The organism is Actinomycetospora sp. NBRC 106375, from assembly GCF_030269665.1.
Classification (GTDB): domain Bacteria; phylum Actinomycetota; class Actinomycetes; order Mycobacteriales; family Pseudonocardiaceae; genus Actinomycetospora.
This window is the reverse complement of the sequence record NZ_BSTS01000021.1, coordinates 23,462-42,197: the sequence shown is the minus strand read 5'-3', so window position 1 is coordinate 42,197 and position 18,736 is coordinate 23,462. Positions and strand designations below refer to the sequence as shown.

Below are 18,736 nucleotides of genomic sequence, written 5' to 3'. Positions count from 1 at the left end.
TCTGCTCAACAGACGTTCTTGTCAACAGAAGTGCTCGCGGACCGCTAGTCTGTGGGCATGACCACGCCGCGCGTCGAGGCCGACCTGGGCTGGGCCCTGGGCCGGGTGGCGCGCGCCCACCTGCGGACCGCGCAGGACGTCGTGTCGGGCCTCCCGGGCGGCCCGCGCGGCTACCAGGTCCTGGCCGGGCTGGCCGAGGGACCGCCGCGCACGCAGCTCGCGCTGGCGCGCACGCTCGGCGTCGACCGCACCGTGATGACCTACCTCCTCGACGAGCTCGAGAAGGCCGGGCTGGTCGAGCGACGTCCCGATCCGGCCGACCGTCGCGCCCGGCAGGTCCTGCTCACCGACACCGGCGGGGCGCGGCTCTGCGACCTCGAGCGGCGTCTGCGCGACGCCGAGGAGGACCTGCTCGCGCCGCTCGAGCCCGCCGAGCGGGACGTGCTGCGCGCGCTCCTCCAGCGACTCGCCGTCGTCTCGGACGGTGCGTCCGCCTGTCAGGTGGCCGCCGAGATCCAGGAGATGGACCACGGTGGCACCTGCTGACACCCCGCGGCGTGATCCGTCGCCGACCTGCTCGCTGCCCCCGATACCCTGCTCGCGGCGGGGGTGAGGCGAGGGGAGGGCCGGGATCGACGCGCAGTCCAGCGGAGCGGGCGCCGAGGCGCCGTCCGCGACGCACCGGATCCGCAGCGTGCTCGCGATCCGGCCGTTCCGGCGGCTGTGGGCCGTCACGGCCGTCGCGAGCTTCGGTGACTGGCTCTCGCTCCTGGCGCTGACCGCGCTCGCCACCCAGCTGACCAGCGGCTACCAGGCCCAGAGCTTCGCGCTCGGCGGCGTCGTCGCCACCAAGCTGCTGCCGGCGCTGTTCATGGCCCCGCTCGGCGGCGTGCTGGCCGACAAGTTCGACCGGCGCACGGTGATGGTCACCTGCGACGTGGGCAAGGCCCTGCTCTTCCTGTCGATCCCGCTGGTCGGGTCGCTGTGGTGGCTGTTCGCGGCGACGTTCCTCATCGAGCTGTGCGCGCTCGTGTGGATCCCGGCCAAGGACTCCTCGGTCCCCAACCTGCTCAAGCGCTCCGACCAGGTCGAGACTGCCAACCAGCTCTCGCTCGTGATGACCTACGGCGTCGCGGTGATCAGCGCCGCGGGGGCGTTCGCGCTGATCTCGAAGGCCGGCAACATCGCGGGCTGGCACCCCAGTCCCACGACGACGGTCTACCTCGCGCTCGTGGTCAACGGGCTCGCCGCACTGCTCACCGCGCTCACGGTCGCGTTCCGCATCCCCGAGATCTCCGGCCGGAGCGCCGAGCGGCGGGCCGCGGCCCCGGGCCTGCTCGCGATGCTGCGCGACGGCGCGCAGTTCGTGTCCACGACGCCGCTGGTGCGCGGCCTCGTCGTCGGGATCATCGGCGCCTTCGCCGCCGGCGGGGCGGTGATCGCCAGCGCCCGGCTCTACGCGACCAGCCTCGGCGGTGGCGACGCGGCCTACTCGGTGCTGTTCATCGCCCTGTTCACCGGCCTCGCGCTCGGGATGGCGACGGTGCCCCGCGTCGCGCGCCGGATGCCGCACAACCGCCTGTTCGGTGTCGCGATCGTCGGCGCCGGGCTCTCCCTGCTCGCGGTGGCCGTCGCCTGGCACCTCTACGTCGCGCTCGTCATGGTCGTCATGGTCGGGTTCTTCGCCGGCACGGCCCTGCTCACCGGCCTGACGATCATCGGCGCGCAGGTCGAGGACGCCGTGCGCGGCCGGGTCGTCGCGTTCGTGCAGTCGATCGTGCGGGTCGACCTGCTCGCGTCGATGTCGGTGGTGCCACTGCTCGTCGGGCTCGTGCAGTCGCGCACGCTGACGCTCCTCGGCGAGCGTGCCCAGGTCGACGGCACGCGCTTCGTGCTCTTCGGCGCCGGCATCGTGGCGGCTGCGGTCGGTGTGCTCGCCTACCGGCAGATGGACGACCGGCGCGAACGGACGATCATGGCCGACGTCCGGCGGGCGCTGCGCCGCAGCCGCCACGGCGAGCCCGGCCTCCTGGTCGCCGTCGAGGGCGCGTCGCGCACCGACACCGACGAGCAGGGCGAGCGCCTCGTGGGCTGGCTGCGCGGGCAGGGGGCCGACGTCGTCCTCGCCGGGCGCAGCGCCGGCGACGCCGCGCGGGTCTCGGCCGCGGTCGGGGCGAGCGGCGTCGCGGGGCAGCGGGCGAAGGCGCTCGTGGCCGCCGCGGTGCGCGCCGACGTCCTCGCCCACGAGGTGCTGCCGGCGCTGCGCGACGGGAAGGTCGTCGTGCTCGAGGGGTGCCTCGACTCGCCGCTCGCCCGCGTCGGCGACGAGCTCGACGCCGCCGACCTGCAGCGCCTCGGGGCGTGGGCCACGGGCTCGCTGCGCCCGGACGTCACCGTCCTGCTCGACCGCGACCCGGCCCACGACGCCGCACCGGTGACGGGCGGGGTGGTCGACACCTGGCAGGTCCAGCGCACGCTCACCGAGATGGCCGCCGCCGACCCCGGGCGCTACGTGCGCGTCGACGCCGACGGCGACCCCGACGAGGTCGCCGCGCGGGTCCGCGAGCTGCTCGCCCCACTCGTCGCCCGCGCGCTGCCGGCGCCCGAGGAGGCGCGGACCGGCTAACGCGCCGGTGCCACCGCGAGCCCCGCGATCGCGTCGGCGAGCGCGTCGGGCCGGTCGAGCATCGAGAACGTCCGGGCGCCGTCGAGGACCGTCAGCTCGGCCCGGGGGATCGCGTCGACGAGCCGGTGGGCGTCGGCCAGGGGGAAGAAGGCGTCGTCGGCCGACCACGCGACCAGGGTCGGCACCGTGATCTCGCCGAGCCGCGCGGCGACGTCCAGCGACACCTGGCGGTCGAGCGAGGCCGTCAGGCGGCGCAGGTCCTCGGCGACGCGTGGGTCGTCGAGCGCGGGACGGACCCACGCCGCCGCGAACGGCTCGACGTCGCGGTGGGCGAGGTCGCCGTACGCCCGCCGCCGGACGGCCCGCAGCGCCAGCGGCTTCACCGCGGCGCGCCACGTCACCGTGCTGCGGGAGGCGAGGATGAACGGCCGCAGGATCGGGGGCGGGAAGTGCTCGAAGGCGTCGCAGCTGGTCAGCACGAGGGCGCCGAGCCGGTCGCCGTGGCCGACGGCGAGGAGCTGCGTGACGAGTCCGCCGGTGTCGTTGCCGACGAGCACGACGTCGGTGAGGTCGAGGGCGGCGAGGAAGTCCCCGATGGTCGCGGCGACCCCGGGCAGCGTGGGATCGGCGCCGGGCCGCAAGGGGGTGGGGTGGGCGCCGAGCGGCCAGGTGGGCGCGAGGCAGCGCAGGCCCCGCGCGGCCAGCCGTGCGCTCACGTCCGCCCAGAGGGAGCCGCCCATGGCGTAGCCGTGGACGAACACCACCGGGCGGCCGGTGTCGGCGCCGGCGACCTCGTAGTGGATCGTCGTGTGGTCGAGCTCGACGGTGGGCATCGGGGCCTCCCGGGATCGCATACTTACGTGCAGGCTGTTCGTAACTTACCGGCAGGATGTATGGAAGTGAAGAGGCGCACGCAGGAGGAGCGCTCCGCCGCGACCCGCGACGCGCTCAAGGCGGCCGCGCGGCGGCTGTGGGGCGAGCACGGGTACGGCGACGTCGGCACCCCGGAGATCGCCCGCGAGGCCGGCGTGACCCGCGGCGCGATGTACCACCAGTACGCCGACAAGGCGGCGCTCTTCGTCGCGGTGCTCGAGGACGTCGAGCAGCGCGTGGTGGACGAGCTCGCCGCGGCCGTGGTCGCCGCCGGGGCCCGGACGCCCGCGGAGGTCCTGCGCGCGGCCCTCGACAGCTGGTTGACCGTGTGCGTCGACCCCGAGGTGCGCCAGATCGTCCTGCTCGACGGCCCGAGCGTGCTCGGCTGGGCGCGCTTCCGGGAGCTGACCCAGCGCTACACCCTGGGGCTCACCGAGCAGCTGCTGGCGGCCGCCGTCGAGGCGGGCCAGTTGCGCGAGCAGCCGCTGCGGCCGCTCGCCCACGTGCTCATCGGGGCGCTCGACGAGGGGGCCATGGTCATCGCCGAGGCCCCGGACCGTGAGGCGGCCCGCCGTGACGTGCGCGAGGTGCTGCTCGGGCTGCTCGACGGCGTGCTGCGCGGCGACTAGCGCCGCACCGGCGGCTCGTCGGGCAGCACGCTGCCGTGCAGCTCCCAGCCCTCGCCGAGGACCCGCCGCCAGCGCAGCGGGCCCTCGTCCTCCCACTCCCCGCGCTGCTGGCGACCCACGAGCTCCCAGGCGTCCACGTACCGCGCCCAGGCCCGCGCCAGCGCCCGCCCGATCCGCCGCATCTCCATGACGTCGACCCTGGCCGGGGAGGGGTGTCAGAACCAGTGGCAGGAACGTCGTCATCAGATACATTCCTGCCATGCACACCGTGGCCGTCCCCGTCACGGACGGCACCCCGATGTTCGAGCTGTCCACGGTGCTCGAGGTGCTGGCCTCCGACCGGTCCGCGACCACCGGGGTCCCGCGCGAGGACTGGTACGACGTCCGGCTGGTGGCCGGCGAACCGGGGCCGCTGCGGCTCGACCGGTGGGCCGTCGTCGACCCGGGGGACGGCCCGGAGGCGCTCGCGGACGCCGAGACGATCGTCGTGGCCCCGCCGCGGGACGGGCGGGTCGCGTTCCCGGAGGACCTCCTCGCGGCCCTGCGCGCCGCCCACGCGCGCGGCGCGCGGATCGCGTCGGTCTGCACCGGCGCGTTCGTCCTCGCCGCGGCCGGGCTCCTCGACGGTCGGCCCGCGATCACGCACTGGAGCGCGGTCGACGAGCTCGCCCGCCGCCACCCGCTCGTCGACGTGCAGCGCACCGTCCTCTACGTCGACGACGGCGACGTCCTGACCTCGGCGGGCTCGGCCGCCGGCCTCGACCTGTGCCTGCACCTCGTGCGCCGCGACCACGGCAGCCGCGTCGCCGGGATCGTCGCCCGCCACAGCGTCGTGCCGCCGCACCGCGAGGGCGGGCAGGCCCAGTTCGTGCCCACCGCTGCGCCGACGCTCCCGCCCTCGTCGTTCGCCGTGAGCCTCGACTGGGCGCGCGACCACCTCGACCGTCCGATCGGGGTCGACGAGTGGGCGCGGGTCGCCGGGACCAGCCCGCGCACGTTCGCCCGGTGGTTCCACGACGCCACCGGGGCGACACCGGGCCGCTGGCTCGCCCGCGAGCGCGTGCGACGCGCGCAGGAGCTGCTCGAGGCCACCGACCTGCCCGTGGAGACGGTGGCGGCGCGCTGCGGGTTCAGCACCGCCGCCGGGCTGCGGCGTCCGTTCCTGCGGGAGGTCGGGGCCACCCCGCAGGAGTACCGGCGCACGTTCGGGAGCCGTCGGACCGGTGCGGCATCATCGACGGCGTGAGCGTGTGGTCCCAGGTCGTCGGCCAGCCCGCGGCGGTGGCGGAGCTGCAGGCCGCCGCCGAGCGCGCCACGCGGGTGCGGTTCTCCGACGAGCTCGAGGATCCCGACGCCTCCGGCCCGGCCGCGGGGATGACCCACTCCTGGCTCTTCACCGGCCCGCCCGGATCGGGGCGCTCGGTGGCCGCGCGGGCGTTCGCGGCGGCGCTCCAGTGCCCCCACCAGGGCTGCGGCGACTGCCCCGCCTGTCACACGGTCATGGCCGGCACCCACGCCGACGTGCGCGAGATCGTCCCCGAGGGTCTGTCGATCAGCGTCAAGGAGGTGCGCGGCACCATCGACGTCGCCGCTCGCCGCCCCACGACGGCGCGCTGGCAGATCGTCATCGTCGAGGACGCCGACCGGCTCACCGAGCAGGCATCGAACGCGCTGCTCAAGTCCGTGGAGGAGCCCGCCGAGCGCACGGTCTTCCTGCTCTGCTGCCCGTCGGAGCACCCCGACGACATCTCGGTGACGATCCGGTCCCGCTGTCGTGCCGTGCGCCTGCGGACGCCGGCCCCCGAGGCGATCGCCGCGGTGCTGGTCGAGCGCGACGGCATCTCCCCGGAGGACGCGACGTGGGCGGCGTCGGTCTGCGGGGGCCACATCGGCCGGGCCCGCCGGCTGGCCCGCGTGCCGGAGGCGCGGGAGGAGCGCGACGCCGTCCTCGCCCTGCCCCGCGCGCTGCGCTCGGCCGCGGACGCGTTCGCCGCGTCCGACGCGATGGTGGGCGCGGCCGAGTCGGAGGCCGCCGCGCTCGCCGCCTCGCGCGACGAGGCCGAGCGCGAGGAGCTCGCGGTGTCCCTCGGCGCCGGCGGCACGGGCAAGGGCACCGCGCAGGCCCAGCGCTCGGCCCGGGCCGCGGAGAAGGACCTGGAGAAGCGCCAGCGCTCCCGCCTCACCCGCACCAAGCGCGACGCCCTCGACCGCGCGCTCGTCGACCTCGCGGGCTACTACCGCGACGTCCTCGCCCGCGGCATCGGCGCGTCGGTCACCTCGACCCACCCGGACCGCGCCACCGAGGTCGGCCACGCCGCCCGCGACAGCACGCCGGAGGCGTCCCTGCGCCGCCTGGAGGCGATCCTCGCCTGCCGCGACGCCCTCGCCGCGAACGTGAAGCCCGAGATCGCGATCGACGCACTCGTCACGGCGCTGCGGGCGGGCTGAGCCGCTCCCGCAGTCCGGCGGCCATCCCGGCGATCGTCAGCGCGTCGAAGGCGTCACCGACGGTCTCGGCGAGCCGGACGTGCTTCACCGGCCCGAGCCGCAGGCGGAGCAGCACGCGCGTGCCGTCCGGTATCGCGCGCAGGGTGATCGACCACGAGACCTCCGTGCGGCCCCGCCGCGAGCGGTGGACCAGGACGTGCGGCGGCTCGATCTCGTCGACGACGAACGTCTCGTCGCGCCCGCCGTAGTCCGGGATGACGTCGCCCGGCGCGAGGTGCTGCCAGCGGTCCTCGATCCGGCGGGCGGCCCGGCGCGCTCGCGGGACGAGCCGCTCGACACGGGCCGGGAGGTACCAGCCCGCGCGGCGCTTGCCGAGCTGGACGATCCACGGCCACACGGCCGCGGGCTCCCCGGGCACCGTGAACGCCCGGTCCATGACGACGGCGGCCGGCGCCACGAGGTCGTCGCCGCGCCGCGGTTCGCGGACCTCCGCCGGGGTGGCCGCGACCGCATCGAAGAGACCCACGCGGCCATCCTGTCGCCCGGGAGAGATGGCGGCCGAGTGTGCTAGCTTCTCCGTTGTGCCGGAATTTCGGAATAACGGAATCGTGGCGATGGTGCTCGCCGCCGCGCTGGTGCTGCCCGCGGCGTGCTCGTCCGGCACCTCGGGCGAGGACCCCGGCACCACGGTCCCCGCGGCGTCGGTCCCGGCGAACCCGCCGCGGCCCGCCGACTGCTCCCGGGCGCCCGCGGCCGACCCCACGAGCGCCGGCGGGTGGCTGGGGCTGCTCGCGGCGGAGCCCGACGACGTGGGCCTGGTGGTCGACGACGGTCGCGGCGCCGTCGTCTCGCACGCGGCGGACCGGCAGATGCCGCTGGCGTCGGCGGCGAAGATCGTCCACGTCGCGGCGTACGGGCGGGCCGTCGCCGAGGGTCGCCTGAACCCGGACGAGGCGGTCCGCGTCGGGGACTGGGAGAACTGGTACCTCGCCGCCGACGCCGGTGCGCACGCGATGGCGCTCGACGCCCTCGGGATCCTGCGCCGCGGCGTCGCGGGGGCGGTCGATCCGGACCGCACGGTCACGGTCCAGCAGATGGTGGCCTCGATGGTGCAGGTCAGCGACAACGCCGCCGCCGACTGGTTGCGCGAGCGCCTCGGCGACCAGGCGCTCGTCGATGCCGCCGCGGCTGGCGGGTGGTACGACCTCGACCTGCCCTCGGAGCTCGGTGCGCAGCTCGCCCTCGTCCGGCCGCGCGAGGCGCCGCCGTCGACCGCGCCGCGCGCCGAGCGCAGCGCGGCGGAGCTGGCCCTGGCGCGGCGCTTCGCGTCCGACCCGGCGTTCCGCGAGGACTCCCGCCGCCGGCTCGTCACCCAGGCCGCCGACACCGAGGCCTACCTCCTCGAGAGCGAGCGGTGGGCCCGGAGGACCTCGACGGGGTCGCCCGCGCAGGTCGCCGGGCTGTGGCGCGCCCTCATCGGCGGCTCGTTCGGGGCCGGCGCCGACGTCGCCCGCGCCGAGCTGGAGTACGCGGGACCGCGACCGGACGGGCAGGTCCGCGCGTTCAAGGGCGGCTCGTTCCCCGGGATCGGCACGATGGCGCTCAGCGTGCGCCGCCCCGACGGCACGCTCGGCATCGGTGTGCTCCTCGGTCGGGGCTTCCGCCCCACTGCCGACCTCACCGAGGTCGGCCTCGCCCAGCTCCGCTTCCTCGCCGGGGCGGTGGAGGACCCCGTCGAGCGCTCCCGGGTCCTCTGTTCGGCCTGAGACGATCGCGAGATGCCGGACGCCGACGACGCGGGGCGCCTCGAGGCCCTCGAGGCGCGCGTCGCCGCGCTCGAGGGACGCTCCGGGCACCGTCCCGCCGCGGACGAGCCGGCCGGCGACGGGGGTGAGGTCGGGTACCACGGTGCGGTCCGTCTGCAGGAGGACGCCGGCCCGATCACGTGGACGATCGGCTACGACGCGGCCGCGACCCTCGACCTGCCGGCCGGCCCGGTCAGCGAGGTCCTCGCGGCGCTCGGGCACCCCGTCCGCCTCGCCCTGGTGCGTCGCCTGCTCGCGGGGCCGGCGGGCACGCACGAGCTCGTCGAGGCCGCCGAGCTCTCTTCCAGCGGCCAGCTCTACCACCACCTGCGCACGCTGACCGCCGCGCGCGTCGTGGAGCAGGACGGGCGGCGCTACCGCGTCCCGCCCACGGGCGTCGTCCCGGTGCTCGTGGCCGTCCTCGCGGCGGCGGACCTGTCGGGAACGCTGCGCTGACCTGCGGAACTGACACGAATTGTCAGTTTCCACCCGCCTTCTGCCGCGCGCGGTAGGCGGCGACGTTGGCGCGGTTGCCGCAGAGGTCGGGCATGCAGTAGCGCCGCCGGCCGGGCCGGCTGGTGTCGATGAAGACGCCCGAGCACGTGTCCGACGCGCAGTCGCGGAACCGCTCCGGGCCCAGCGTGCGCAGCGCGCCGAGCACGCCGACGCCGGCGAGCAGGGCGAGCCGGTCGGCGAGGCCGGCGTCGGGACGTGGCCGTGCCGACCACTGTGGCCGCCCGCGCTCGTCCGGCACGAGGCCGACCGTGCCGAGCCCGGGGGCCACGAGGTCCGCGGCGCCGTCCGCCAGGGAGGCGGCGTCCCGGAGGTCGAGCACCGCGCGCAGGCGAGAGCGCAGATCGCGCACCGCCGTCAGGTCGCCCGTCGTCGGCGCCGCGGCGACCCCGTGCTCGTCGAGGAACGCCCTCAGCGCGGCGACGTCGGGGAGCTGGTCGTCGCCGTGCCACACGCCGGGCCCGGTGTTCACGAGCTCGGTGGCGAGCCCGGCACCCGCCACGTAATCGTCAAATATAGCTTGCAACCCTTACGCACCTCTCCTACGGTAAGGCTCGAAGCAAGAGTACAACCCTGTGGAGGTGCACCGTGACCACCGATCTCGCGACCTGGGCGCTGCGTGACCGGGTGGCCCTGCCGACCGGGACGATCGCCGTCGACGTGCTCGGCGCCGACCGCCCCGGCGCCCCCGTCGTCCTCACCCACGGCACGCCGTCCTGGTCGTATCTCTGGCGCCACGTCGCGCCGGCGCTCGCCCGGGAACGCCCGGTCCACCTGTGGGATCTGCCGACCTACGGGGACTCGACCGGTGATCGTCCGTCGGTCGACGGCCACGCCCGGACGCTCGCGGCGCTGGTCGAGCACTGGGGTCTCGACGCGCCCGTGCTCGTCGGCCACGACATCGGCGCGGCGACGACGCTGCGCGCGCACCTCGTCCACGGTGCGCCCGCGAGCGCGCTCGTCCTCGCCGACGCCGCGGTGCTCTCGCCGTGGCTGACCGGCGCCACCCAGCACGTGCAGGCGCACCTCCCGACGTACCGGGAGATGCCGTCGCACCTCTTCACCGCGATGATCACCGCGCACGTGCGCACGACCGTCGCCGGCGCGTTGTCCGACGAGGCGGAACGGGCCTATCTCGACCGCTACGCCGGCCCCGACGGCCAGCAGCGCTACCTCGACCAGGTCGCCGGCTTCAGCGAGGACGACACCCGCGACGTCGTGGCCCGTCTCGGCGCGATCGCCGTGCCGACCGACGTCGTCTGGGGCGCCGAGGACACCTGGATCGCGCCCGCCGCGGCGGCGACCCTCGGCGACGCGATCCCGGGTGCCCGCCGCCACCTCGTCGCGGGCGCCGGCCACTTCCTCACCGAGGACGCCCAGGAGGCGTTCCTCGCCGTGCTCGAGGAGGTGCTGCCGTGAGGTACGGGGAGGTGCGCGTCACCCTCGACGACGGACAACTCACGCATCTCACAGGCGTCTTCAGAGACGTCACACCCTCACGTCGCCGCCGGCACGCGGCGACCGATCTGGAGCACTGCACGATGAGCTCGCCCACGCGGCCCGTTGCCCCCGACACCACCGTCCCCGCGCCCCGCCAGAGCTCCGACGAGGCTCCCGTCCTCGTCGTGGCTGCCCGACCCGATGCGACCGGCCTCGCGGCCGCGCAGGTCCTCGCCGACCGGATGGGTGCCGAGGCCACCCACGGCGGCGCCCAGGGCCTCGACGCCGCGGTGCGTGCCGCCGCGAAGGTGATCGTCCTCGATCCCGGCGGCGTGCGCGCGCGTCTCACCCGTGACCGTGCCTTCACCGCTCCGGCGGCCGCGGGGGCGCGGCGCGACCTCATCAACCGCCTCGCGCCCTACCAGAACCGCGTGCGCTGGATGAGCCGCCCGGAGCAGGCCGCCGCGTAGCCGGAGGCCGCCTCAGAGCCGGCGGTTCGCGAGGACGGGGAGAGCGGCGCGGACGTCGGGGATCTGCTCGGGGTCGACATCGACGACGAGCAGCCCCGGCTCCGCGCCGAGCTCGTCGAGCGTCACGCCGAACGGCGACGCGGCGAGGCTGTGCCCCACACCGCGGGGGGCCTTGCCGGCGTCGATGCCGCGGCTCGCCGGGTCCGCCTGGTCGGCGGCGAGCACGAACGTCGTCGCGTCCAGGGCCCGGGCGCGCACGAGCAGCTGCCACTGCTCGACCTTGCCCGGGCCCGCGCCCCAGCTCGCCGGCAGCAGCGTGACGGTCGCGCCCTGGTCGGCGAGGGCGCGGAACAGCTCGGGAAAGCGGATGTCGTAGCAGGTCGCGAGCCCCAGCGTCGTCCCGTCGACGGTGACCGTCAGCGGCTTCGCCCCCGGCGCGACCGTGTCGGACTCCGCGAAGCCGAACGCGTCGTAGAGATGGATCTTGTCGTAGGCGGTGTCGACGCCCCGGCCCGTGACGAGCAGCGTGTTGGTCACCCGGCCGTCGTCGGTCGGGGTGAACATCCCGGCGACGACGAGCACGCCGTGCTGCTCGGCGATGCGCCGGATCTCGCCCGCCCACGGCCCGTCCACGGGTTCGGCGACGGGCTTGAGCGACACCCCGAAGCGGCACATGGTCGCCTCGGGGAACACCACGACCGTCGCGCCCTGCTGGGCGGCGAGCGCGGCGTGGTCGCGGACCAGCTCGAGGTTCTCGGCCGGATCGTCGGTCGCGAGGATTTGGGCGAGGGCGACACGCATGACCCGTGTATACCGGGCGCGTGGACGCGACGAACTACCTGATGCGGATCGGTGCGGCGGGCGACGATCCGCTCGACGTGCTCATGCGCCGCCACCTGGAGACCGTCCCGTTCGAGAACGTCTCGATCCACGAGCGCGACGCGGTGCCGCTGGAGGACGAGGCGCTGGTCGGGAAGGTCGTCGACCGGCGCCGCGGCGGGTTCTGCTATGAGCTCAACGGGGCGTTCGCCTGGCTGCTCGGCGAGCTCGGCCACGAGGTCGCGCGGTGCTCGGCGCGCGTCGCCACCCCGGACGGGCTCTCCTTCCCCGGCGACCACATGGCGCTGGTCGTCGACGGCCACACTCTCGTCGACGTCGGCTTCGGGCGCTTCGCCGTCGGGCCGATCGACCTGGACTCCCGTGCCGACCAGCCCGACCGGTCCGGCGTCTTCACCGTCCGCGACGCCCCGGACGGGGAGCTCGACGTGTGGTGGGGCGACAGGGCCCAGTACCGCCTCGACCCGCGCACGCGGTCGCTGCGTGACTTCGTCCCGATGGCCTGGTGGCACCGCACGTCGCCGACCTCGCCGTTCACGCGTGAGGTGACGTGCTCGATGCTGACGCCGACCGGCCGCGTGACCATCTCGGGCCCGAAGCTCATCGAGACCGCCGACGACGGGACCCGCACCGAGCGCACCCTGACCGCCGCCGAGCAGCGCGACGTCTACCGGGACGTGTTCGGGATCGTGCTCGAGGAGGTCCCGCCGCCGCTCTGCCCGCCGTCGTAGGTCAGCGGGCGGTGCGCACTCGCGCGATCAGCCCGTACATCTCGCAGCCCAGGCAGAAACCGAAGGCCGCGTTGAGGAAGGCCGCCACGAGCGCGCAGGCCGTCGCGACGATGCCGAGCGCGATCACACCGGACAGGTAGCCGACGGCGGCGACGGCGGTGAACACCAGGCCGACGGCCTGCGAGAAGCGCACCGGCGTCGCGTCCTCCCGCTCGCTCGGCGGGCCCAGGCGCGGCGCGAGCAGCATCCGGTAGAGCGCGCCGTACGGCGAGAACCGCATGCCGGCGGCGACCGGGATCGCGAACACCACCGCTTGTAGCACCGCGAGCACGCCGCTGCCGGTCAGCAGGATCGCCGCGAGCACGACGGTGGTCACCGCGGCGGCGAAGCGCACGCCGCGCGGATCGAGCTGCTCGGTCACGCGGTCTCCTCGAGGGGTAGGGCGGCGATCAGCTCGTCCCGCCGCGGGACGCCGCCGACCCGCAGCAGCTCGGTGCCGGTGCGGTCGAAGGCGACCGTGGTCGGGGTGCGCATCACCGACAGGGCGCGGGCGACCTCCGGCCGCTCGGCGATGTCGACGTCGACGTGGCGGACCCCTGCGTGCTCGGCGGCCAGGGCGCCCAGCTGCTCGCGGGTGCGCTCGCAGGGCGTACAGATCGGCGACGAGAGCTGGAGCAGCAGGACGCGGTCGTCGGGGCCGGGCGCCGTGCCGGCGAGGTCCCAACCGTGCCGCTCCTCCGTGGCTGCCGACCGGATCGTGCCGTTCCGGCGCCGCAGCACGAACCCGATGACGGTCGCGACGGCCAGCACCACCACGAGCACCACCGCGCCGATCACGCTCACGATCACCGCAACCCTCCGACCGGCGCCGATGTTCCCCGAGCGCGGCGTATACCGGCGGTCGTGGCGGTGGCGACGGCGGCGACCTTCAACCGGCTCGGCATGGTGGCGGCGATCTCGTTCCTGGAGGCGCCCCTGAAGTTCCGGGCTCCCGGCGTGACGACGGTGATCGGCCTCGGGATCGGGCGGCTGGTGTTCCGGGCGCTGAACGTGGCCGAGGTGGTCCTGCTCGTCGCCGTGGCCGCCGGCGCCCTCCTCGGCGGCGTGCCGGTGGCGGCCGGCGTGCTGATCGCGGTCCTCGCCGTCCTGCTGATCGTCCAGCTCGCCGTCGTCCGGCCGCGCCTCAACCGCCGCTCCGACCGCGTCCTCGCGGGCGGGAGCGGCCCGCGCTCGCGGCTGCACCTGGTCTACATCGCGCTGGAAGTGGTCAAGGTCCTCGCGCTCCTGCTGCTCGGTGTCCTGCTACTCGCCTGACCCACCCGATCGAGTGGCAACACGGCCGAACGCCCCAGCGACATCACGGCTGAACAGGCCAACGTCGGGGTGGAGGAGTTCGTGGGGATGCGTCGGGTCGGGACCTGGTCCTCGCGCCGGGCACTAGTCGTCGTCGGGGTGTGTGCCGTGGTGGCGTTGCTCAGCGGCTGCGACCCGGTGCAGCGCGCGGCGTCCCCGGCGCCGACGCCGGCTCCGTTCCCGGCGGCGGCGACCGCGCCGGCTGCCGCGCCGGTCACCGACGCACCCGTCTCCCCGGTCTCGGCGCCCGCGACCTCCGAGGGCGTGACGGTGACCCACGTCGTCGACGGCGACACCTTCGAGATCAGCGGCGGACGCACGGTGCGGGTCCTCGGGATCGACTCGTGCGAGGCGGGCTCGGCCGCCGGCGCGCGGGCGACGTCGGAGGCCCGGTCCCTGCTCCTCGGCTCGTCGGTCTCGCTCCGCTCCGAGCCCGGTGTCGACCTCGACCGCTACGGCCGCGAGCTGCGCTACGTCACCACCGGCACGGGGGACTTCGGTGAGGCGATGGTGACCGCGGACCACACGGCGGTCTACGCCGGCCGCAACGACGCCGCGCCGACGTACGTGGCGCTCCTGAGCGGGATGGACACCAACGGGCGCGTCTGCGACGACCCCGCCCCCGTGCGGGACGAGCCGTCCTCGTCGTCCTCCTCCTCGTCGAGCAGCTCCCACCGCGCGACCCCCCGCCCGGCTGCTGGATCTCCGTCGGCCTCCTCGTCCTCGTCCTCCGGGTCCTCGTCCTCTTCTGGTGGCGGCTCGGGGTACTACAAGAACTGCGCCGCCGCCCGCGCGGCCGGCGCCGCTCCGCTCCACGCCGGACAGGCCGGCTACCGCAGCGCCCTGGACCGCGACGGCGACGGCGTCGCCTGCGAGTAGCGCCGGGCTCGTGGGGCCACCCGCGAGTCGGCGCCGGGCGGGGCTGGCCTACACTGGCCACACTGCCGCCTTAGCTCAGTCGGCCAGAGCAACGCACTCGTAATGCGTAGGTCGTCGGTTCGATTCCGACAGGCGGCTCCGCAGGTCAGGGCCCTGTCGCAGCGCGACAGGGCCCTACTTGTGTCCAGTTCGTGGCCTCCTTCGTGGCCTCTGACCCGCCTATGGTGGTCTCGTGACTCCCGCGAAGACCCGGCAGCGTGGCTCGATCGGATGGCTGCCCAGCGGGTCGGCGCGGGTGAAGGTCTACGCCGGGATCGATGAACTCACCGGCGAGAAGATGTGGCTTCGCGCGACGGTGTCGGCCCGCGCGACCCGGCGGGAGACCGAGCGGGAGGCCGAGAAGGTTCGCACGCGTCTGCTGAATCAAGTTGACGAACGGCGCAGCCCTCGGACTGGTGCAACGGTCAACATGCTCATCGACCGCTATCTCGAGGTCGTCGAGATCGACCGCAAGACCCGAGCTGGTTACGTCGGTAAGATCGAGAAACACATCCGGCCGGGGCTCGGAGGGCGGCCGGTCGGAGCTGTCAGTGCCGAGAACATCGAGCGCCTCTACGCACAGCTGCGCCGGTGCCGTGACCACTGCAACGGACGGGTCTTCGTCCAGCATCGCACCCACCAAGAGCACGCGTGCGACGAGCACACCGCTCGCCGCAGATGCGCGAAGGTCGCCCAGGGCGATCCCGAGGCCGAGTGCCGGTGGTGCGCGAGAGCATGTAGGACGCATATCTGCCGCCCCCTTTCCGCCGGAAGCGTTCGCGTCGTCCATGCAATCCTCAGCGGCGCATTCGGTCGAGCCGTGCGATGGGGATGGATTGCGGTCAGCCCTGTCGATCAGACCGAGCCACCGGCGACTCCGCGGTCGAATCCAGACCCGCCGACGCCCGCCGAGGCTGCGCTACTCCTCAACGAAGCATGGGACGCCGATCCCGACTGGGGCACGCTCGTGTGGCTCATGATGACGACCGGCTCCCGCCGCGGGGAGGTTTGCGGCCTTCGCTGGTCGCGGCTCGACCTCGACCATGCGGGCGTGGCCATATTTAAGCGAAGCACCGGTCAGATTGGTGGTCGTGTGTGGGAGAAGGACACTAAGACTCACCAGGACCGGCGGGTCACGCTCGACCTCGAGATCATTGAGGTACTCAAGGAGCACCGAGCGCGCTGCGAACAGCGTGCGACGGAGCTTGGCGTCTCGATCGCGCCCGACAGTTACGTCTTCTCGCCTTCGCCCGATGGCTCGGTGCCCACCAAGCCGGACAGCGTCACACAGCGATACCTCCGCCTCGCGGCGCGCCTCGGCATCTCTACTCGGCTCCACAGTTTGCGTCACTACTCCGCTACCGAACTCATCGCAGCTGGCGTCGACGTCCGCACCGTCGCTGGGCGGCTCGGCCATAGCGGTGGAGGGTCGACAACGCTGCGCATCTACACGGCATTCGTCAACGAGGCCGATCAGCGAGCGGCTACCGCGCTCGCTGATCGGCGGGTCCGACCACCGAATCGTCGAACGCCGATAGAGCGCCCTGCGACGCTGCACGCCGATTAGCGAGCCTTATGTAAGCGTGCCCAGCTCTAGTCTTGACGATTAGACGTTCAAGATCGAAGCTTCGCCGATATGAGCAGGAAGAGCGGTTTCACGAAGTTCTTCTTCCACCACGTATCTTCTTTGAGCCACTCCGCCGGCGGATGTGGTTCCGACAGGCCGGTGATCAGAAATCCAGCGTCAAGAATCGCTTGCGAGTAGAATTCAAGCGGGCGGAAGTTCATGTGAACGTCAGCTGGTGACTCTAGGCCCGCGACAACGAAGGGCTGATCTACGCGTCGCTGCGAGAAATACGTGGTAATCGGGATGCTGCCGGAAGCGTCACGCTCAGCGTGGGCGGTGTAGAAGCATGGGTGAAGCATCAGGGCGACCAGCCGACCGCCTGGACGTAGCACCCGACCCAACTCGAGTAACGCCGACGCCGGGTCGGCCACGTCGCTGAGAACGTGGTTGCACACCGCGATGTCGAATGTCGCGTCAGAGTCTGGAAGGTCCTCTAGGTTTGCGACCTTATACTCGATCTGAAGTTTGCGGGCGTCGGAGTGATCTCGTGCAGATGCAATTAGCGTCTCTGATGTGTCGACGCCTACCACCGAGGCTCCGCGCTCCGCGAGCAGCCGGGACATATAGCCTTCGCCGCAGCCGCCGTCCAACACTCGGGCGCCGGAGCATTCACCCACCGCTTCGAGGACGCTTCCATCGGTCAGCTCGGTCCGGTATCTGTCGAGCTGCTCGCGGATGATCTTTATCCAGAAGTCGGCGTTGGCAGCGTAGGTATCCGTGGAGCTACCAGGCGTACTCAATATTGGTGCCTCCGAGATCCCGATCGTCCTTGCCTAGCTCGGAGAGGATAGCGTCGCAGGCTCCACCCGTCTCCGGGAGCACCACGCGTTCCCTTCTCGCAGCTAGGCGCGCGCCGAGCTCGTCTCGCCTCAAGCCGAAGGTGCCGTCACGGGCAAGGAGCGTCGGTAAGGCGGTGAGGGCGAGATATAGGAGGTACGCATCGTTGTAGGTCTCGATCTCCCGGATTATTTCAGGTGCGGTCTGTCTCATCAGCAATGACCGGGGGAGGGAGAAGTCTTGCGACGGCTTCACGTCGTGGCAGTAGGTGGGAAACGCCCACTCCTCCACCATCTTGAGCACCGGTGATTTGTCCACCTTGCGTGAGTAGGCGAACGCTATCTCGGGGTCGTTCGTCGAAATGAGTCGACCCATGGTCGAGCTACGGAAGGCGAGTGCGGTATTGCGATTTAGGTCGGGCGACAGCGCTCGCGGCGTCTCCCCAGTACTCAGGGATAGGTGGTGGAGAAGGTTCGCCTGCGCAAGGATGGCGTGGAACGAATTGGGACGCTCGCCGAGCTCGTCCGCCATTCCCAGGGCGGCGTCGTGCAGAGGGCTAGAGTCGACCAGTAAGGCGCCGATAGCAGTGGACCCGAAAACAGCACCCATCGCGTAGTCCTGGTCGCGTCCCCAGAATCTGGCAAGATGAGCGGCCGCCCGCTTGGCGTCCCCGTCAAGGACGCATGCTGCGGTCTCTAGGGCATTGCTAAGGTATTGCTCCGGGACCCGCCTTTCGCTCGCTAGTCTCCCGAACGTTGCCGTGTCGACTTCCACGCCTTTCGAGCTGAGCCTGTCTGCGAGTCGGCTCCGACGGTCGGCGAGTGAGTAACCAAGCACGTACTCACCGACCCCAGGTAACGCCGCGACAAGGGCTTGAAGCGTCCGGCCCTTGATCCTGTCAAGCCAGTCTGGGTCGTCCCACAGCCGACAGACCGTGCTCTCGTCTAGGCCGGCTAGGAAAGCGACGTCCGCCATGCCGAATCCAGAGGACTCCGCTATCCGGGCGAGCGAGCGGGGCGAGATCGCCATAGTTTGCACCTGCAAATCTGGAAGATCCTATGAGCAACCGTAGCACGCCGCTTGCGGCGAATGACGACACTTGCGCGCAAGCAAGTCCCTTAAGCCTCACCGTCCACCACTGGCCGCCAGCAAGGATCGATGACTGGCATCGACTCCCTCCCTGACTCTCGATGCACAGACGCCGCCATGTCGGGCCAGCGTCCGCAGCGAGGAGTCAGCGTTGTCGATCAGAAGCAGCGAGAGGGCACCGACGTTCTACGACGTCGCCGAGGTCGCGCAGATGCTCAAGATGTCGCGGATGACCGTCTACCGGGCGATCAGCTCCGGCGAGCTCCGCGCGGTTCGAATCCGGGGTCGATGGCTGATCCCCGGTCCAGTCATCGACGCACTTGTGTCAGGAGCCGTCGAAGGGGGCGCTTCCTGATGTCGAGCGTCGGACTCTTGATCTTATTCGCGATCCTGGGCGCATTCATCTGCGCTAAGACCCGGTCGGCGGCGGGTGCTGTGGTGTTCTCGCTGGTGGCTTTGGTGCTGTTCATCGGCACCCCGGTCGGCCAAGGCTTGCCGGCGGCGATCGGCGGGTTGATGTCGGCGGTGGACCAGGCCACGACACCTGCCCTGGAGGGCGGCGCAGGAGCGCCTGCGGACGGTTAGAGGCCGCCCGAGCGC

24 protein-coding genes and 1 tRNA gene are annotated in these 18,736 nt (G+C 72.9%); 16 read left to right on the top strand and 9 right to left on the bottom strand.

The window, feature by feature from the left end:
- The first annotated feature begins 57 nt into the window (after positions 1-57).
- Both QSK03_RS27215 and QSK03_RS27210 read left to right on the top strand, forming a co-directional pair.
- Complete coding sequence (locus tag QSK03_RS27215; RefSeq protein WP_285658605.1) at positions 58-546, top strand: MarR family winged helix-turn-helix transcriptional regulator; 489 nt, start codon at positions 58-60, stop codon at positions 544-546.
- Positions 547-694: 148 nt separating this feature from the next.
- Entirely contained in the window at positions 695-2,626 is a 1,932-nt protein-coding gene (locus QSK03_RS27210) for a bifunctional MFS transporter/dTMP kinase (RefSeq protein ID WP_285658601.1), read from the top strand.
- On the opposite strand, the gene QSK03_RS27205 is transcribed toward QSK03_RS27210, so the two are convergent.
- Positions 2,623-3,459, bottom strand: a complete 837-nt coding sequence (locus QSK03_RS27205) for an alpha/beta fold hydrolase (protein WP_285658599.1) — start codon at positions 3,457-3,459, stop codon at positions 2,623-2,625. The genes QSK03_RS27210 and QSK03_RS27205 overlap by 4 nt on opposite strands.
- Before the next feature lie 66 nt (positions 3,460-3,525).
- On the opposite strand from QSK03_RS27205, the gene QSK03_RS27200 reads away from it, so the two are divergent.
- Positions 3,526-4,128: a TetR/AcrR family transcriptional regulator gene (locus tag QSK03_RS27200; RefSeq protein WP_285658597.1), complete on the top strand. Its 603-nt coding sequence runs from the start codon at positions 3,526-3,528 to the stop codon at positions 4,126-4,128.
- Here QSK03_RS27200 and QSK03_RS27195 read toward each other — a convergent pair.
- On the bottom strand, positions 4,125-4,316 hold the full coding sequence (locus QSK03_RS27195; RefSeq protein WP_285658594.1) for a hypothetical protein: 192 nt from the start codon (positions 4,314-4,316) through the stop codon (positions 4,125-4,127). The two genes, QSK03_RS27200 and QSK03_RS27195, sit on opposite strands and share 4 nt — an antisense overlap.
- A 71-nt stretch (positions 4,317-4,387) precedes the next feature.
- Between QSK03_RS27195 and QSK03_RS27190 the strand changes: the two genes are divergently transcribed.
- Both QSK03_RS27190 and QSK03_RS27185 read left to right on the top strand, forming a co-directional pair.
- Positions 4,388-5,374, top strand: coding sequence for a GlxA family transcriptional regulator (locus QSK03_RS27190; protein ID WP_285658591.1), 987 nt, complete (start codon positions 4,388-4,390; stop codon positions 5,372-5,374).
- Positions 5,371-6,576 (top strand): DNA polymerase III subunit delta', encoded by a 1,206-nt coding sequence (locus QSK03_RS27185; protein WP_285658589.1) that lies wholly within the window; start codon positions 5,371-5,373, stop codon positions 6,574-6,576. The genes QSK03_RS27190 and QSK03_RS27185 overlap by 4 nt, the downstream gene beginning before the upstream one ends.
- Here the strand turns inward: QSK03_RS27185 and QSK03_RS27180 are convergent.
- Entirely contained in the window at positions 6,554-7,102 is a 549-nt protein-coding gene (locus tag QSK03_RS27180; RefSeq protein ID WP_285658588.1) for an SRPBCC family protein, read from the bottom strand. The genes QSK03_RS27185 and QSK03_RS27180 overlap by 23 nt on opposite strands.
- Positions 7,103-7,190: 88 nt before the next feature.
- On the opposite strand from QSK03_RS27180, the gene QSK03_RS27175 reads away from it, so the two are divergent.
- Both QSK03_RS27175 and QSK03_RS27170 read left to right on the top strand, forming a co-directional pair.
- The gene (locus QSK03_RS27175) at positions 7,191-8,342 is read left to right on the top strand and encodes a serine hydrolase (RefSeq protein WP_285658715.1); all 1,152 of its coding nucleotides are present in this window, start codon (positions 7,191-7,193) and stop codon (positions 8,340-8,342) included.
- Positions 8,343-8,354: 12 nt separating this feature from the next.
- Entirely contained in the window at positions 8,355-8,837 is a 483-nt protein-coding gene (locus QSK03_RS27170) for an ArsR/SmtB family transcription factor (RefSeq protein ID WP_285658586.1), read from the top strand.
- 22 nt (positions 8,838-8,859) lie between these two features.
- Here the strand turns inward: QSK03_RS27170 and QSK03_RS27165 are convergent, their stop codons facing one another.
- Positions 8,860-9,396 (bottom strand): CGNR zinc finger domain-containing protein, encoded by a 537-nt coding sequence (locus QSK03_RS27165; RefSeq protein WP_285658584.1) that lies wholly within the window; start codon positions 9,394-9,396, stop codon positions 8,860-8,862.
- Between the two features lie 86 nt (positions 9,397-9,482).
- Here QSK03_RS27165 and QSK03_RS27160 point away from each other — a divergent pair, with 86 nt between their 5' ends.
- Together QSK03_RS27160 and QSK03_RS27155 are read left to right on the top strand one after the other, a co-directional pair.
- Positions 9,483-10,313 (top strand): alpha/beta fold hydrolase, encoded by an 831-nt coding sequence (locus QSK03_RS27160; protein ID WP_285658582.1) that lies wholly within the window; start codon positions 9,483-9,485, stop codon positions 10,311-10,313.
- A 122-nt stretch (positions 10,314-10,435) separates the two neighbouring features.
- Complete coding sequence (locus QSK03_RS27155; protein WP_285658581.1) at positions 10,436-10,804, top strand: hypothetical protein; 369 nt, start codon at positions 10,436-10,438, stop codon at positions 10,802-10,804.
- 12 nt (positions 10,805-10,816) lie between these two features.
- On the opposite strand, the gene QSK03_RS27150 is transcribed toward QSK03_RS27155, so the two are convergent.
- Positions 10,817-11,605 carry a carbon-nitrogen hydrolase family protein gene (locus QSK03_RS27150; protein ID WP_285658579.1) on the bottom strand — a complete coding sequence of 263 codons (789 nt, stop codon included), beginning with the start codon at positions 11,603-11,605 and terminating at the stop codon, positions 10,817-10,819.
- A gap of 20 nt (positions 11,606-11,625) precedes the next feature.
- Between QSK03_RS27150 and QSK03_RS27145 the strand changes: the two genes are divergently transcribed.
- The gene (locus tag QSK03_RS27145; protein WP_285658577.1) at positions 11,626-12,372 is read left to right on the top strand and encodes an arylamine N-acetyltransferase family protein; all 747 of its coding nucleotides are present in this window, start codon (positions 11,626-11,628) and stop codon (positions 12,370-12,372) included.
- 1 nt (position 12,373) lies between these two features.
- On the opposite strand, the gene QSK03_RS27140 is transcribed toward QSK03_RS27145, so the two are convergent.
- Together QSK03_RS27140 and QSK03_RS27135 are read right to left on the bottom strand one after the other, a co-directional pair.
- Positions 12,374-12,793: a DUF4395 domain-containing protein gene (locus QSK03_RS27140; protein ID WP_285658575.1), complete on the bottom strand. Its 420-nt coding sequence runs from the start codon at positions 12,791-12,793 to the stop codon at positions 12,374-12,376.
- Positions 12,790-13,215 (bottom strand): TlpA family protein disulfide reductase, encoded by a 426-nt coding sequence (locus QSK03_RS27135; protein ID WP_285658572.1) that lies wholly within the window; start codon positions 13,213-13,215, stop codon positions 12,790-12,792. The genes QSK03_RS27140 and QSK03_RS27135 overlap by 4 nt, the downstream gene beginning before the upstream one ends.
- Before the next feature lie 99 nt (positions 13,216-13,314).
- Here QSK03_RS27135 and QSK03_RS27130 point away from each other — a divergent pair, with 99 nt between their 5' ends.
- From QSK03_RS27130 to QSK03_RS27115, 4 genes are all read left to right on the top strand, one after another.
- Positions 13,315-13,686 (top strand): hypothetical protein, encoded by a 372-nt coding sequence (locus tag QSK03_RS27130; protein WP_285658713.1) that lies wholly within the window; start codon positions 13,315-13,317, stop codon positions 13,684-13,686.
- Between the two features lie 147 nt (positions 13,687-13,833).
- Positions 13,834-14,604 carry a thermonuclease family protein gene (locus QSK03_RS27125; protein ID WP_285658571.1) on the top strand — a complete coding sequence of 257 codons (771 nt, stop codon included), beginning with the start codon at positions 13,834-13,836 and terminating at the stop codon, positions 14,602-14,604.
- Between the two features lie 64 nt (positions 14,605-14,668).
- Positions 14,669-14,742 (top strand) — tRNA-Thr (locus QSK03_RS27120).
- A gap of 94 nt (positions 14,743-14,836) precedes the next feature.
- Entirely contained in the window at positions 14,837-16,210 is a 1,374-nt protein-coding gene (locus QSK03_RS27115) for a tyrosine-type recombinase/integrase (RefSeq protein WP_285658569.1), read from the top strand.
- Positions 16,211-16,257: 47 nt separating this feature from the next.
- Here QSK03_RS27115 and QSK03_RS27110 read toward each other — a convergent pair whose 3' ends face one another.
- Both QSK03_RS27110 and QSK03_RS27105 read right to left on the bottom strand, forming a co-directional pair.
- A complete protein-coding gene (locus tag QSK03_RS27110) occupies positions 16,258-17,010 on the bottom strand; it encodes a class I SAM-dependent methyltransferase (RefSeq protein WP_285658567.1) in 753 nt (250 codons plus the stop codon).
- Complete coding sequence (locus tag QSK03_RS27105) at positions 16,994-18,022, bottom strand: hypothetical protein (RefSeq protein ID WP_285658565.1); 1,029 nt, start codon at positions 18,020-18,022, stop codon at positions 16,994-16,996. The genes QSK03_RS27110 and QSK03_RS27105 overlap by 17 nt, the downstream gene beginning before the upstream one ends.
- A gap of 265 nt (positions 18,023-18,287) precedes the next feature.
- Between QSK03_RS27105 and QSK03_RS27100 the strand changes: the two genes are divergently transcribed.
- Complete coding sequence (locus QSK03_RS27100; protein ID WP_285658564.1) at positions 18,288-18,491, top strand: helix-turn-helix domain-containing protein; 204 nt, start codon at positions 18,288-18,290, stop codon at positions 18,489-18,491.
- Positions 18,491-18,721 (top strand): hypothetical protein, encoded by a 231-nt coding sequence (locus tag QSK03_RS27095; protein WP_285658563.1) that lies wholly within the window; start codon positions 18,491-18,493, stop codon positions 18,719-18,721. Before QSK03_RS27100 ends, QSK03_RS27095 begins: the two co-directional genes overlap by 1 nt.
- Positions 18,722-18,736: the final 15 nt, after the last annotated feature.